This window comes from Streptomyces sp. NBC_00572, from assembly GCF_026341815.1.
Classification (GTDB): domain Bacteria; phylum Actinomycetota; class Actinomycetes; order Streptomycetales; family Streptomycetaceae; genus Streptomyces.
On the sequence record NZ_JAPENX010000001.1, the window covers coordinates 4369061 to 4383164 of the forward strand.

12 protein-coding genes are annotated in these 14104 nt (G+C 71.0%); 9 read left to right on the forward strand and 3 right to left on the reverse strand.

Going from position 1 to position 14104, the window contains the following annotated elements; translation table 11 throughout:
• From OG514_RS20420 to OG514_RS20430, 3 genes are all read left to right on the forward strand, one after another.
• Window positions 1–681 carry a TetR/AcrR family transcriptional regulator gene (locus tag OG514_RS20420; RefSeq protein ID WP_266900904.1) on the forward strand — a complete coding sequence of 227 codons (681 nt, stop codon included), beginning with the start codon at window positions 1–3 and terminating at the stop codon, window positions 679–681.
• Between the two features lie 118 nt (window positions 682–799).
• On the forward strand, window positions 800–2611 hold the full coding sequence (locus OG514_RS20425) for a cellulose synthase catalytic subunit (protein WP_266896770.1): 1812 nt from the start codon (window positions 800–802) through the stop codon (window positions 2609–2611).
• 3 nt (window positions 2612–2614) lie between these two features.
• Complete coding sequence (locus OG514_RS20430; protein WP_266896772.1) at window positions 2615–4576, forward strand: kelch motif-containing protein; 1962 nt, start codon at window positions 2615–2617, stop codon at window positions 4574–4576.
• Window positions 4577–4612: 36 nt separating this feature from the next.
• Here OG514_RS20430 and OG514_RS20435 read toward each other — a convergent pair whose 3' ends face one another.
• Both OG514_RS20435 and OG514_RS20440 read right to left on the reverse strand, forming a co-directional pair.
• Window positions 4613–5629 (reverse strand): glycoside hydrolase family 6 protein, encoded by a 1017-nt coding sequence (locus OG514_RS20435; RefSeq protein ID WP_266896774.1) that lies wholly within the window; start codon window positions 5627–5629, stop codon window positions 4613–4615.
• A gap of 71 nt (window positions 5630–5700) precedes the next feature.
• Window positions 5701–6693, reverse strand: a complete 993-nt coding sequence (locus tag OG514_RS20440) for a DUF5937 family protein (protein WP_266896776.1) — start codon at window positions 6691–6693, stop codon at window positions 5701–5703.
• An 83-nt stretch (window positions 6694–6776) separates the two neighbouring features.
• Here OG514_RS20440 and OG514_RS20445 point away from each other — a divergent pair, with 83 nt between their 5' ends.
• The 4 genes from OG514_RS20445 to OG514_RS20460 all read left to right on the forward strand — a co-directional run bounded on the left by OG514_RS20445 (window position 6777) and on the right by OG514_RS20460 (window position 10776).
• On the forward strand, window positions 6777–8108 hold the full coding sequence (locus tag OG514_RS20445; protein ID WP_266896778.1) for an MFS transporter: 1332 nt from the start codon (window positions 6777–6779) through the stop codon (window positions 8106–8108).
• A gap of 9 nt (window positions 8109–8117) precedes the next feature.
• A complete protein-coding gene (locus OG514_RS20450; protein WP_266896780.1) occupies window positions 8118–8627 on the forward strand; it encodes a MarR family winged helix-turn-helix transcriptional regulator in 510 nt (169 codons plus the stop codon).
• A gap of 43 nt (window positions 8628–8670) precedes the next feature.
• Complete coding sequence (locus tag OG514_RS20455) at window positions 8671–9003, forward strand: DUF3817 domain-containing protein (protein WP_266896782.1); 333 nt, start codon at window positions 8671–8673, stop codon at window positions 9001–9003.
• A gap of 72 nt (window positions 9004–9075) precedes the next feature.
• The gene (locus OG514_RS20460) at window positions 9076–10776 is read left to right on the forward strand and encodes a methylmalonyl-CoA mutase (protein ID WP_266896784.1); all 1701 of its coding nucleotides are present in this window, start codon (window positions 9076–9078) and stop codon (window positions 10774–10776) included.
• Window positions 10777–10838: 62 nt separating this feature from the next.
• On the opposite strand, the gene OG514_RS20465 is transcribed toward OG514_RS20460, so the two are convergent.
• Entirely contained in the window at window positions 10839–11474 is a 636-nt protein-coding gene (locus OG514_RS20465) for a TetR/AcrR family transcriptional regulator (RefSeq protein WP_266896786.1), read from the reverse strand.
• Between the two features lie 332 nt (window positions 11475–11806).
• On the opposite strand from OG514_RS20465, the gene OG514_RS20470 reads away from it, so the two are divergent.
• Window positions 11807–12784: a tetratricopeptide repeat protein gene (locus OG514_RS20470; RefSeq protein ID WP_266896788.1), complete on the forward strand. Its 978-nt coding sequence runs from the start codon at window positions 11807–11809 to the stop codon at window positions 12782–12784.
• Between the two features lie 590 nt (window positions 12785–13374).
• A complete protein-coding gene (locus tag OG514_RS20475; RefSeq protein WP_266896790.1) occupies window positions 13375–14052 on the forward strand; it encodes a DUF6230 family protein in 678 nt (225 codons plus the stop codon).
• Window positions 14053–14104: the final 52 nt, after the last annotated feature.

Sequence of the window (14104 nt, forward strand, 5' to 3'; positions counted from 1 at the left end):
CTGAGGAGCAGGAGGGCCGGGGACGCCAAGGGGCAGGACGCCCGCAGCCAGGAGACCCGGGAGAAGCTGCTCGAAGGCGCCCTGCGGACCCTCGTCGAGCAGGGCATCACCAAGGCCTCCGCCCGGGCCATCGCGACCACCGCCGGGGTGAACCAGGCCCTCGTCTTCTACCACTTCGGTTCCGTCGACGAGCTGCTCGCCGCGGCCTGCCGGCACGGCGCCGAGCAGCGGGTCGCCCGCCACCGCGAGCGCCTGGCCGAGGTCGGCAGTCTGACCGAGCTGCTCGCCTTCGGGCGGGAGCTGCACGAGGAGGAGCGGGCGGCCGGTCACGTCGCCTTCCTCGGGCAGCTGCTCGCGGGGGCGCAGGCGCACCCCCGGCTCGTGCCGGCCACGGTCGCCGGGCTCGACCTGTGGATCGCCGAGATCGAGCAGGTGCTCGTCCGGGTCCTCGCGGGGACCCCGATCGCCGAGTTCACCGACCCCGCCGGGCTCGCCCGCGCGGTCGGCGCCTCCTTCGTCGGGCTCGAACTGTACGAGGGCGTCGACCCGGCGGGCGCGGAGGCGGCCTTCGCGGCCCTTGAGCAGCTCGGCGCCCTGATGGCGGCCGTCGAGGAGCTGAACCCGGTCGCCCGAAAGGCCGTCACGTACACACTGCGGCGGCAGCGCGGCCGCGCGAAGTAGGGGTGCGTCAAGACCGCCCACTCGGACTACTCCAGTCGACACACCGACCGTTTGCCCCTTCTGTTGGGTTATCTACCCGTTTGGGTTACCTACCCGTTCGAGGGCAGCTGGAGGCACCGTGCGGCTGGGAGGCTACGACTACGACACCCACAGCCGACTCGCCGGTCCGCTCACGGAACCGGACCCGGTGGCCTACACGGTGCGGTACCGAAGCCTGCTCTCGAAGGAGCCGCACCGCGTACGAGCCGTTCTCCTCATGAGCCTCGCGCCGGTCCTCTCGGCGCTGCTCCTGGCCTATCTCGTCTGGCCCAGCCACTGGACCGTCCGGGAGGGCGGCGACCGCCGGCTCGTCCACCTCGACACCGTGATGCTGGTGTCGATCGGTCTCATCTGCCTCTTCATGCTGGTGAACGTCACGTCGATCGCCCACGCCACCATGGTCGCCCGCGACCCGATACCCGTGTACGCCGAGAAGGGCACCCGCGTCGCCTTCCTCACCACGTACGTCCCGGGCAAGGAGCCGCTCTCCGTGGTCCGCGGCACCCTCGAAGGCGCCGGCCGGCTGCGGCACGACGGGCCGCTCGACGTCTGGCTCCTCGACGAGGGCGACTCCACCGAGGCCAAGGCCCTCTGCGCCGAGCTGGGCGTACGCCACTTCAGCCGGGCCGGCGTCCCCGAGTGGAACCGTAGGAAGGGCGTCCACAAGGCGAGGACCAAGCACGGCAACTACAACGCCTGGCTCGCCATGCACGGCGACTCCTACGACTACTTCGCCTCCGTCGACACCGATCACGTCCCGCTCCCCGACTTCCTGGAGCGGATGCTCGGCTACTTCCGCGACCCCGACATCGCCTTCGTCGTCGGACCGCAGGTGTACGGCAACTACACCAACATCGTCACCAAGGCCGCCGAGTCCCAGCAGTTCCTCTTCCACGCCCTCATCCAGCGCGCCGGGAACCGCTACCACGCGCCCATGTTCGTCGGCACGAACAACGCCGTCCGGATCTCCGCCCTCCAGCAGATCGGCGGCCTGTACGACTCGATCACCGAGGACATGGCCACCGGCTTCGAACTGCACCGCAGGAAGAACCCGCGCACCGGCCACTACTGGCGCTCCGTCTACACACCCGACGTCCTCGCGGTGGGCGAGGGCCCGGCCTCCTGGACGGACTTCTTCTCCCAGCAGCTCCGCTGGTCCCGGGGCACGTACGAGACGATCGTCAAGCAGTACTGGAAGGCGCCCTTCCGTACTCCGCCGGGCCGCTTCCTCAACTACACCCTGATGCTCGTCTACTACCCGATGACGGCGGTCAACTGGCTCCTCGGCATCCTCAGCTGCGTCCTCTACCTCTGGTTCGGCGCCTCCGGCACCCAGGTCTCCACCTCGGTGTGGCTGATGATCTACAGCGACGCCGTCGCCCTCCAGATCGGCCTCTACCTCTGGAACCGGCGGCACAACGTCTCGCCCCACGAACCCGAGGGCTCCGGCGGCCTCGCCGGCATGGCGATGTCCGCGCTCTCCGCGCCCATCTACCTCAAGTCCCTCGGCTCGGCGGTCCTCCGCACCCGCGGCCGTTTCGTCGTCACCCCCAAGGGCGGCGGGGCGAGCCCCGACGGCATCCTGACCTTCCGCATCCACCTCTACTGGGCGGCGGTCCTCGTCGCCTCCCTCGCCGCCTCCGTCCACTTCGGGCACGGCCACGCGGCCATGCGCACCTGGGCCGTCCTCGCCCTGGTCATCGCGCTCGCCCCGATCTCCCTCTGGATCTTCACGACCCTCCGGGACCGGCGCGTGCGGCGCGTCCGCGAACACGCCCGTGCCCGCCTCCGGGCCCGCGGTCTCGCCGACGCCCGCGAAGGGGTCGAGGCCGCCCCCGGGCACCCGACCGCTCCAGTCACCCCCGCCCCCACGACGACCGGAGGGAGCTGAGCCATGGCCCACCGGCCGTCGAAGAACTTCAGGAAGACCCTGCTCGGCGGCGGAGCGGTGCTGGTCCTCGCCGCGCTCAACGCCCCCGCCGCCGTCTCCTTCGCCGAGGAGAAGTACCACGCGTACAAGATCGCCCAGCCCGGCTACCAGCGGCGCTTCGGCTCCTGGACCGAGGTCGCGGTCCCCGACCGATTCCGGATCAACGCCATCCACGCGGCCCTGCTCCACACCGGCAAGGTGCTGCTGATCGCAGGCTCCGGCAACAGCCAGAAGAACTTCGACGCCGGCACCTTCGAGACCATCCTCTGGGACCCGGTGAAGAACACCTTCAAGGAGATCCCCACCCCCGTGGACTTCTTCTGCTCCGGCCACACCCAGCTCCCCGACGGCCGGCTGCTCGTCGCCGGCGGCACCGCCCGCTACGAGATCCTCGACGGCGAGGTCAAGAGGGCCGGCGGCGGCATGCGGGTCAAGAACGAGAGCCCCGACAAGGCGGTCACCCTCAAGAAGGGCACCGTCTTCCGCTCCCCGTCCGGGGTCGAGTACGTCTCCAAGTTCGACGTCACCGTCCCCAAGGCCAAGCGCGAGTTCGAGATCTCGTACTTCGAGAGCGGACAGATGAAGCCGTGGAAGACCAAGGTCACCGCCGCCGAGGCCCGGGTCTTCGTCGAGGCCCGCGAGGAGGGCCCACAGGCCCTCACCACCGAGGCCGCGCAGTACGAGGTCGTCGGCCTCAAGGGCGACGCCGTCGACGACGTCTACGGGCTCGCGCAGAAGCTCACCACCGAGAAGCAGGACTTCCAGGGCATCAAGGGCGCCTACGAGTTCGACCCGAAGGCCGAGAGGTACATCCCGGTCGCCCCCATGAAGGACGCCCGCTGGTACCCCACCCTCGTCACCCTCGACGACGGCAAGGTCCTCGCCGTCTCCGGACTCAACGACGTCGGCGACGTCGTCCCCGGCGACAACGAGATCTACGACCCCGCGACCAAGAAGTGGTCCAAGGGCCCCTTCCGCTACTTCCCCACCTACCCCTCCCTCTTCCTCACCAAGGGCGGCAAGCTCCTCTACACCGGCTCCAACGCCGGCTACGGCCCCGCCGAGAAGGGCCGCGAACCCGGCCTCTGGGACCTGAGGAAGAACTCCTTCACCAAGCTCGGCGGGCTCACCGACCCCGACCAGCTGGAGACCTCCGCCTCCCTGCTGCTTCCGCCCGCCCAGCACCAGAAGGTCATGGTCCTCGGCGGCGGCGGGGTCGGCGAGTCGCCCAAGTCCACCGCCCGCACCTCCATCGTCGACGTGTCCGAGGACAGCCCCGTCTTCACCGACGGGCCCTCGCTCCCGCAGGGCACCCGCTACCTCAGCAGCGTCCTGCTGCCCGACGACACCGTCCTCACCACCGGTGGCTCCGAGGACTACCGGGGCCGCGGCGGCAGCGACATCCTCAAGGCGCAGTTCTACGACCCGAGGAGCAACGCCTTCACCGAGGCCGCCGAACCCACCGTCGGCCGCAACTACCACTCCGAGGCGCTGCTGCTCCCCGACGGCCGGGTCGCCACCTTCGGCTCCGACCCGCTCTTCGACGACAAGGACAACACCAAGCTCGGCACCTTCGAGCAGCGCATCGAGGTCTTCACCCCGCCCTACCTCCACCGGGCCGGCACCGACCGGCCCGCCCTGGGGGAGGGCCCGGAGGAACTCGACCAGAACGGCCGCGCCACCTTCCGCACCCAGGACGCCCGCCGGATCACCGGGGCCCGGCTCATGCGGCCCAGCGCCGTCACCCACAGCACCGACGTCGAACAGCGCTCGGTGGAGCTGGGCCTGACGAGGAGCCAGGACGGGACGACGGTCACCGTCGACGTACCGCAGGACAAGACGCTCGTCCCGCCCGGCTGGTACATGCTCTTCGTCACCGACGCGAACGGCATCCCGTCCGAGGCGAAATGGATCCAGGTGGACTGAGCCCTGAGCCCTGAGCCCCGAGCCGTCGGCGGTGGCCTAGCCCTTCGCCCTGCGCGCCAGGCCCAGGGCGTACTCCGGCCACCAGGTACCGGCGGCCGGGCCGCCCCGGCAGGTGCCGTCCGAGTCGCCGGGGCGCTTGATCCACAGATAGGCGTCGACCAGGTCGTCGCCCGTCCGGTCCGTCGGCGGTACGCCGAGGGCCCGGCCCGGCGGATTGCACCAGGCCTCCGCCCCGTCGCCGGGGAGGGGGCCGTCGCCGTTGCGGCTGGTGTCCACCGTGAAGTGGGTGCCGCCGAGCAGCCCGGAGAGCGAGGCGCCGAAGTCCCTCACCGTGTCGTTCGTCTGGAAGTTGGAGACGTTCAGCGAGAAGCCGTCCGCGTGGGCGACCCCCGCCCGGCGCAGCGGCTCCACCAGCTTCCCCGGATCGTCGATCCAGGCCGGATTGCCCGCGTCCAGATAGACCCGGGTGCGGGGCTGCCGCTTGAACCGCTCGACGGCCTCGGCGAGCAGCCGGTACCGCTCGTCGTGGTACTGGGCCGGGGTGCAGCCGTCGACGATGTGCGGCACCGCGTCCGGCTCCAGGACGACGACCGCGGAGGACTCCCCGAGCGCGGTGGCGAAGGAGTCGATCCAGTTCCGGTAGGCCTGCGCGTCGTGCGAACCGCCCGCCGAGTACATGCCGCAGTCGCGGTGCGGGATGTTGTACGCCACGAACACGGCCGTACGGTTCTCCGCCGCCGCGCCCCGGACCGCGCGGGTGATCTCCGGTACGGGATCGTCCCCGGCCGGCCAGTCCGCGACGGCCCGGTCCGCGATCCGCTTCAGGACCCGGGCGTCCTCGGTCCTGCCCTCTGCCTCGTACCGCCGGACCTGCTGGGCCGCGTCGCTCTCCGGGTCGACCCAGAACGGGGAGCCGCCGGCCGGGGCCGCGCTCTCGCCGCGCGTGGACGGCGGCCCGACGGGCCCCCCGGGGCGCTCGTCCTCGCCGCAGCCGGTCAGGAGCAGCGCGGAGACGAGGGCCAGCGCGAGGGCGGTGGCGGTGCGGCGGGACATCCGGCCCCCAGGGTCGGGTACGGCGGGCACAGCGCGTACGGGGATGAAGCGGGGCCATCCTGGCATGACGGTCAGTCGGTTCCGGGCTGCGACACCGCGATCCCCAGCGGCGTCCGCTCGTACAGCACCTGGTGGCCGTAGCGCCGGGAGGTCAGCAGCCCCGCGTCCCGCAGCACCGACAGGTGCGAGGACACGGAGGACGCGGCCAGGCCCAGCCGGTGCGCCAGCGCCGTCGTCCCGGCCGGCTCGTCCAGGGCGCACAGCACGTCCGCCCGAGCCCGGCCGAGGAGCCGGGCGAGCGCCTCCGGCGTACGGTCCCGGGGCTCGGCCCACAGCCCGCCGATCCCGCGCGCCGGATACACCACCGTCGGCTGCCACGGCGGATCGAAACCGCTCACCACGTCCGGCCAGGTGAACACCGACGGCATCAGGACCAGCCCCTGCCCGTCCAGCGGGCGATCGTGCTCGCCGTGGTAGTCCACCCTGAGCGTCGCGGTCTCCGAGGCCCAGTCGAAGGACGGGTGCAGCTCGGCGAGCAGCCGTTCGAGGCCGCCGTCCGCGAGCCGTCGCGAGTGGTACGCCACGTCCGCCTCCAGGAGCGCCCGCAGGCGCGGCCACTCGGGCGCGATCAGCGCCTCCCACGCGGCCTGGAGCAGATCGGCGAGCCGGCCCACCGCGCCCGCCGGATCGGCGAGCATCCGCCGCCCCTCCGCCGTGGCGGCAGCGCCCGGCGTATCGGCGAGCGCCCGCTCGAAGTCGACGAGGGCGAGCGCCGGACCGGTCTCCCGCACGGCCGCGATCTCCTCCTCGAACGCGGCGGCGGGCCTGATCGGCGGCGGATAGAGGAAGTCCGGGCTGTGCCCGGACTGCGGCATCAGCAGGTGCAGCGGCCCGAGGTCGAGCCCGCGCGCTGCCCCGGCGATCCGCCGCATCCAGGGCAGGTGGTAGCCCTGCTGTCGGGGCCGCGCGAGGACCCGCACGGCGGCGTGGGTCTCCCAGAGGGGTGAGATCGCGAACCGGATGCGGAGCGGATCGGCCTCCCCGAAGCGCAGGTGGTACGGCACGGTCGTCCCCGCCTCCGTCCGGAAGATTCGTCTGGATCCGAAAGTCTAGGGCCGGCCGGGGTGCCGACGGCACGCTGCGGAACATGCCGAAGCACGACCACCCCGACACCACGCTGCCCGACGCCACGCTGCCCGGAACCGCCCCCGCACCCGGAACCGACCCCGCACGTGGGTCCGTCCCCACCCCCGACCGCCCCGGTTACCGCGCCGTCTTCCGGGTGCGGGAGTTCCGGGTCGTCTTCGTGGCCCATCTGTTCTCGCTGCTCGGGGTCGTCGTCAGTGAGCTCGCGCTCACCGTGCTCGTCTACGACCTCACCCGCTCCCCGCTCCTCTCCTCCCTCACCTTCGCGCTCGGGTTCCTCCCCTATCTCGTCGGCGGCACCCTGCTGGCCGGGCTCGCCGACCGGCTCCCGCCCCGGCGGATCCTCGTCGTCTGCGACCTCTTCTGCGCCGGCTGCGTCGCCCTCATGGTCGTCCCCGCCACCCCCGTCGCCGTCCTGCTCGTACTGCGCTGTGCCATCGCCGTCGTCTCGCCCGTCTTCAACGGCACCCGGACGGCGACCCTCGCCGACATCCTCGGCGAGGGCGACCTCTTCGTCCTCGGGCGTTCCCTCCTGCGGATCGTCTCCCAGAGCGCCCTGCTCACCGGCTTCGCCGTCGGCGGGGTCCTGCTCACCGTCGTCCCGCCGCGCGGCGCCCTCGCCGTCACCGCCACCACCTTCCTCGTCTCCGCGCTGCTGCTCCGGTTCGGCACCGTCCGCCGCCCGGCCCGCGCCGCCGGGAAGGCGGCCGCGAGCGGGCTCTCCGGCACCTGGGCCGTGCTGAGGAACCGGCGGGTGCGCGCGCTGATGGTGATGTTCTGGGTGCCGCCGCTCTTCGCCGTCGTACCGGAGGCGCTCGCCGCCCCGTACGCCGACGAGATCGGCGTCTCCACCGCTGCCCTCGGTCTGCTCATGTGCGCGCTGCCCGTCGGCACCATCACGGGCGAGCTGTTCGCCGGGGCGTTCCTCAGCGCCGCGACCCGCTCCCGGATCGTGCTGCCGCTCGCGGTGACCGGCGTCCTGCCCTATCTGCTGTACGCCCCCGAGCCCGGCGTCGCCCTCGCGGCCGTCGCCCTCTTCCTGGCGGGCGCCACCGGTGCGTACACCCTGGGTCTGGACGCCTGGTTCGTCGCCGCGGTCCCGGAGGAGCAGCGGGGCAGGGCCATGACCCTGATGACGGCGGGGATGATGACCGTCCAGGGCATCGGCATGGCCGGGGCGGGGATCGCGGCCGAGTTCGCCCCCGTGCACGCGGTCGTCGCAGGCACGGGAGTCCTCGGCACGCTCTGTCTCCTCGCCGCCGCGGCCGAGCTGCGGGCGGCCGGGGCGACCGAGGAACGAGACGGGGCTGACCGTCAAGTTCCCCATGGGTAAGGTCGACGCGTGCCGAAGCCGCTCAGTCTCCCCTTCGATCCCATCGCCCGCGCCGACGAACTGTGGCAGAAGCGCTGGGGCCCGGTCCCCTCGATGGCCGCGATCACCTCGATCATGCGCGCCCACCAGATCCTCCTCGCGGAGGTCGACGCCGTGGTCAAGCCGTACGGGCTGACCTTCGCGCGGTACGAGGCCCTGGTGCTGCTCACCTTCTCGAAGGCGGGCGAGCTGCCGATGTCCAAGATCGGCGAGCGGTTGATGGTCCACCCCACGTCCGTGACGAACACGGTGGACCGGCTCGTGAAGTCCGGTCTCGTCGACAAGCGGCCCAACCCCAACGACGGCCGCGGAACCCTCGCCTCCATCACGGAGAAGGGCCGCGAGGTGGTCGAAGCGGCCACCCGCGACCTGATGGAGATGGACTTCGGTCTCGGCGCGTACGACGCGGAGGAGTGCGCGGAGATCTTCGCGATGCTGCGCCCGCTGCGGGTGAGCGCGCAGGATTTCGACGAGAGCTGACCCGCGCGAAGATCGCCCGGAACGTGCCGTTACGCTCGACGGCATGAAATCCAGCGTGCTGACCCGTTACCGCGTCATGGCGTACATCACCGCCGTCATGCTGCTTGTGCTGTGCACCTGCATGATCTTCAAGTACGGGTTCGACATGGGCGAGGACGTGACCTTCGCGGTCTCCCAGGCCCATGGTGTCCTCTACATCATCTACCTGGTCTTCGCCTTCGACCTGGGCTCCAAGGCCCGGTGGCCGTTCGGGAAGCTGCTCTGGGTCCTGATCTCCGGCACGATTCCGTTCGCCGCGTTCTTCGTCGAGCGCAAGGTCGTCGCCGAGACGCTTCCGCTGGTCAGCGGCGCGCGGCCGGAGCCGGTCAAGGCCTGACCCCCTGCCTCCGCACGTATGTGCGGAGGTTTGCCATCGACATTTACTAGGACGTCCTAGTAAATTCGAAGCATGGACGCTGACGCCATCGAGGAAGGCCGCCGTCGCTGGCAGGCCCGTTACGACAAGGCCCGCAAGCGGGACGCCGACTTCACCACGCTCTCCGGCGACGCCGTCGAGCCCGTCTACGGGCCCCGGCCCGGCGACACCTACGAGGGGTTCGAGCGCATCGGCTGGCCCGGCGAGTACCCCTACACCCGGGGACTCCACGCGACCGGCTACCGCGGCCGGACCTGGACCATCCGCCAGTTCGCCGGCTTCGGCAACGCCGAGCAGACCAACGAGCGCTACAAGATGATCCTGGCCGCCGGCGGCGGCGGCCTCTCCGTCGCCTTCGACATGCCCACCCTCATGGGCCGGGACTCCGACGACCCCCGCGCCCTCGGCGAGGTCGGCCACTGCGGTGTCGCCATCGACTCCGCCGCCGACATGGAGGTCCTCTTCAAGGACATCCCGCTCGGCGACGTCACCACCTCGATGACGATCTCCGGCCCCGCCGTACCCGTCTTCTGCATGTACCTGGTCGCCGCCGAGCGCCAGGGCGTCGACCCGGCCGTGCTCAACGGCACGCTCCAGACCGACATCTTCAAGGAGTACATCGCGCAGAAGGAGTGGCTCTTCGAGCCCGAGCCCCATCTGCGCCTCATCGGCGACCTCATGGAGCACTGCGCGCAGGGCATCCCCGCGTACAAGCCGCTCTCCGTCTCCGGCTACCACATCCGCGAGGCCGGGGCCACGGCCGCGCAGGAGCTCGCGTACACCCTCGCCGACGGCTTCGGCTACGTCGAGCTCGGCCTCAGCCGCGGCCTCGACGTGGACGTCTTCGCCCCCGGCCTGTCCTTCTTCTTCGACGCCCACCTCGACTTCTTCGAGGAGATCGCCAAGTTCCGCGCCGCCCGCCGGATCTGGGCGCGCTGGATGAAGGAGGTGTACGGCGCCCAGACCGACAAGGCCCAGTGGCTGCGCTTCCACACCCAGACCGCCGGTGTCTCCCTCACCGCCCAGCAGCCCTACAACAACGTCGTCCGCACCGCGGTCGAGGCCCTCTCCGCCGTCCTCGGCGGCACCAACTCCCTCCACACCAACGCCCTCGACGAGACCCTCGCGCTCCCCAGCGAGCAGGCCGCCGAGATCGCGCTCCGCACCCAGCAGGTGCTGATGGAGGAGACCGGCGTCGCCAACGTCGCCGACCCGCTCGGCGGCTCCTGGTACGTCGAGCAGCTCACCGACCGCATCGAGGCCGACGCCGAGAAGATCTTCGACCAGATCAAGGAGCGCGGCCGCCGCGCCCACCCGGACGGTCAGCACCCGATCGGGCCGATCACCTCCGGCATCCTGCGCGGCATCGAGGACGGCTGGTTCACCGGCGAGATCGCCGAGTCCGCCTTCCAGTACCAGCGGTCCCTGGAGAAGGGCGACAAGCGGGTCGTCGGCGTCAACGTCCACCACGGCTCCGTCACCGGCGACCTGGAGATCCTCCGGGTCAGCCACGAGGTCGAGTGGGAGCAGGTCCGGGTCCTCGGCGAGCGCAAGGAGCGCCGCGACGACGCCAAGGTCCGCGCCTCGATCGACGCCATGCTGGCCGCCGCCCGGGACGGCTCGAACATGATCGCCCCGATGCTGGAGGCCGTCCGCGCCGAGGCCACCCTCGGCGAGATCTGCAACGCGCTGCGCGACGAGTGGGGCGTCTACACGGAGCCCCCGGGCTTCTGATCCCTTGTCATGAGGGAGGGGCGGTACGGGAGTTCCCGTACCGCCCCTCCCTCATGAGGTCCTCAGCCGTGGGCGGCCGCCGCGCCCAGACCGCCCACCAGGAGCGCCGAGAGGCGCGCCACCCACGGCTCGTCGACCGGCTCCGCGCTCACCAGGGCGCGGTGCACGACGGCGCCCGCGATCACGTCGAAGATCAGGTCGTCGGTGGCGTCCACCGCGACCGGGTCCCGGTCCGCCGGGAGCTCACCGCGCCGCTGCGCCCGCATCCGGCCCTCCAGGACGAGCCGCTTCTGCCGGTCGACGATCGAGGCCCGTATGCGCTCGCGCAGGGGTTCGTCGCGGGTCGACTCGGCCACCACCGCCATCAGGGCCGTCTTGGTCTCGGGACGTTCGAGGAGGGTCGCGAACTGCAGGACCACATGCTCGATGTCGGCCTGGAGGGAACCGAGGTCGGGCAGTTCGAGTTCATCGAAGAGAACGGCCACGGCGTCCACCACGAGCTCGCTCTTGTTGGCCCAGCGGCGGTACAGGGTCGTCTTCGCCACCCCGGCCCGGCCGGCGACGTCCCCCATCGTGAGCTTGGACCAGCCCAGCTCGACCAGGGCCGCGCGGGTCGCCTCCAGGATGGCCGTGTCGGCCTCGGTGGAGCGGGGGCGCCCGGTACGGCTGCTGCGGGGGTTGGTGGTGCGGCTACACATGGACGTCGACCATACCCGCCGGTAGGTACGGCACCAGAGGGGCGGTGTGTGAGGCAGTTCACCGTACGGATCGGGCCCGCGCTCTCCCCCCGGCTCTCCCCGGAGAGTTACGCTACGACCTGTAGCGAAAGGCAATGAGCGGCCTGAGCGACAACCACGGCACCGGGTGGGGACCCGGTGCGACCACGCACCGGGTGGGGACCCGGTGCGGAACCGAAGACGAAGAGAAGAACCGTGTCGCCCCACGTCTCGCACACCGGCGGGAGACGTGCGGACGGCACGGTTCAGCCATGACTTACCGGTTACGCACGCGGAAGGGGGAGGATGTACGCATGCAGCCCCGAAACATGTCCATGAGCGGCGTCGTCGACCTCGCCGCGGTGAAGGCGGCCGGAGAGGCCAAGGCGAAGGCGGAGCAGACGCGCGCCGAAACCGCCCGGCAGGGTGGCACCGCCGCCGTGCCCCCGTCCGCCCTGGTGATCGACGTAGACGAGGCCGGCTTCGAGCGCGAGGTGCTCCAGCGCTCCGCCGAGGTCCCGGTCGTCCTCGACTTCTGGGCCGAGTGGTGCGAGCCCTGCAAGCAGCTCGGCCCCCTCCTGGAGCGGCTCGCCGTCGAGTACAACGGCCGCTTCCTGCTCGCGAAGATCGACGTCGACGCCAACCAGATGCTGATGCAGCAGTTCGGCATCCAGGGAATTCCGGCCGTTTTCGCGGTGGTCGCCGGTCAGGCGTTGCCGCTCTTCCAGGGCGCCGTGCCCGAGGCCCAGATCCGCGAGACCCTCGACCAGCTGATCCAGATCGGCGAGGAGCGCTTCGGTCTGACCGGCATCGTCGTCGACGCCGACGCCGAGGGTCCCCACGGCGGTGCGGCCGAGGCCGCGCCCCGCGTGGGCCCGTACGACGCGCTCCTCGAAGCGGCCATGTCCGCGCTCGACGCCGGTGATCTGGCCGGCGCCGTCCAGGCGTACAAGAACGTGCTCGCCGACGACCCGGCCCACCCGGAGGCCAAGCTCGGTCTGGCCCAGGCCGAACTCCTCACCCGGGTGCAGGACCTGGACCCGGCCGCCGTCCGCAAGGCCGCCGCCGACGGCCCGGCCGACGTCACCGCGCAGATCGCCGCCGCCGACCTCGATCTGGTGGGCGGTCATGTGCAGGACGCCTTCGGGCGGCTCGTCGAGACCGTGCGCCGCACGGTGGGCGAGGACCGGGACGCGGCGCGACTGCGGCTCCTGGAGCTGTTCGAGGTGATCGGCTCCGACGACCCGCGGGTGACGGCGGCCCGGCAGGCCCTGGCCCGGGTGCTGTTCTAGCCCCGCCGACAGCGCCTGATCGTTCGGCGATTTGGCAACAGAGCGACAAAACGCGGCCGCGCTTTACCAAAACTTGGTAATCGCGGCCGCTGTTACTTGCAGTAAATCGAACCTGCGATTCTGTCCGCATTCTTCCGATGATCTGCTGATATTGGACGTCACTCGACCGCACCCTGAGTGTCCGGTCGGCCCCGCCCCGCCATGACGCGGTTATCCACCCGTTACTAGCCAGTAACGAACCCCCTTGTGCGGGGGCCCGGAATGGACCAGCATCGGCGACGCTCGGTCCGAACCGCACCACCCCGGCAACCATCCGGGACGCGGGGAGGGTCCCCACCGGGCGGACCGGTGTTCCGGCACCGGTCATGGACAGGGGGGTTCCCGCTCTCATCGAACGGGGCCTGTCCAATCAGGTCGTGCGCCAATGCGCGGCCCATGGTTGTCGCTCGGGGGTGATCGCCGGTGATTCGGACGCGCAACGCGCCGCCTGATGCCTCGGCGCTCTCCTTCCCGAGGACGTAGCTCTTCTCCCATCCCAGGACGGGCCCCGCGCCCTTCCGGAGATGTACGTCCGAGAAGGAGGAATTCTCATGAAGTCCCAGGTTCGTGGCGGAACCAGATGGAAGCGGTTCGCCGTCGTCATGGTCCCGAGCGTGGCCGCGACGGCCGCGATCGGTGTCGGCCTGGCCCAGGGTGCGCTCGCCGCGTCCTTCAGCATCTCCGGCCAGGAATTCAAGGTTAAGGCGAAGAGCCTCGAGGGCTACGACTTCGTCCAGTACGGAAGCGTCGACGCCGGCAAGGACCTCGAGGGCAAGCCCTTCGCGGCCCCGGTCGCCGTCTCCGGCTTCTCCAGGGCCTACATCACCGACATGTGCCAGTCGGTCGTGACGCCGAAGGTTCCCTTCATCGGTGACGTCACCCTGCAGCTGACCGCCGGCACCGAGGGCTCCAAGGACCCGAACAAGCGTGTCTACGCCGAGGACATCTACCTCGACGTCTCCTCGCTGAAGTCGGACGCCGAGTTCAAGAAGATCGACATCGGCGTGGCCACGGGCGCGATGAACGCCGAGGACAAGAACAAGCCGGGCGTCGCGCCGGGCACGCCCTCGGACAGGGTCAACCTGAACGGCTTCGCCCAGCGCGCCCAGCAGGCGAACCTCAACAACGTCGAGCAGAAGGCCTGGGCGACCACGGCCGCGACGTTCAAGCTCCCCAACCTGAGCCTGTCCCTGCACCGGGGCACCTCGAAGGAGTGCTTCCAGGACTGACCCGGTCCTTGGGTGCGGGCCACTCCGGCGGCCCGCACCCTCTCCGGGGTTC

Bases quoted from the DNA above. Each gene is read 5' to 3' on its own strand.
- OG514_RS20430 (WP_266896772.1), top strand. From the start codon at position 2,615: ATGGCCCACCGGCCGTCGAAGAACTTCAGGAAGACCCTGCTCGGCGGC.
- OG514_RS20435 (WP_266896774.1), bottom strand. From the start codon at position 5,629: ATGTCCCGCCGCACCGCCACCGCCCTCGCGCTGGCCCTCGTCTCCGCG.
- OG514_RS20445 (WP_266896778.1), top strand. From the start codon at position 6,777: ATGCCGAAGCACGACCACCCCGACACCACGCTGCCCGACGCCACGCTG.
- OG514_RS20455 (WP_266896782.1), top strand. From the start codon at position 8,671: ATGAAATCCAGCGTGCTGACCCGTTACCGCGTCATGGCGTACATCACC.
- OG514_RS20460 (WP_266896784.1), top strand. From the start codon at position 9,076: ATGGACGCTGACGCCATCGAGGAAGGCCGCCGTCGCTGGCAGGCCCGT.
- OG514_RS20465 (WP_266896786.1), bottom strand. From the start codon at position 11,474: ATGTGTAGCCGCACCACCAACCCCCGCAGCAGCCGTACCGGGCGCCCC.
- OG514_RS20470 (WP_266896788.1), top strand. From the start codon at position 11,807: ATGCAGCCCCGAAACATGTCCATGAGCGGCGTCGTCGACCTCGCCGCG.
- OG514_RS20475 (WP_266896790.1), top strand. From the start codon at position 13,375: ATGAAGTCCCAGGTTCGTGGCGGAACCAGATGGAAGCGGTTCGCCGTC.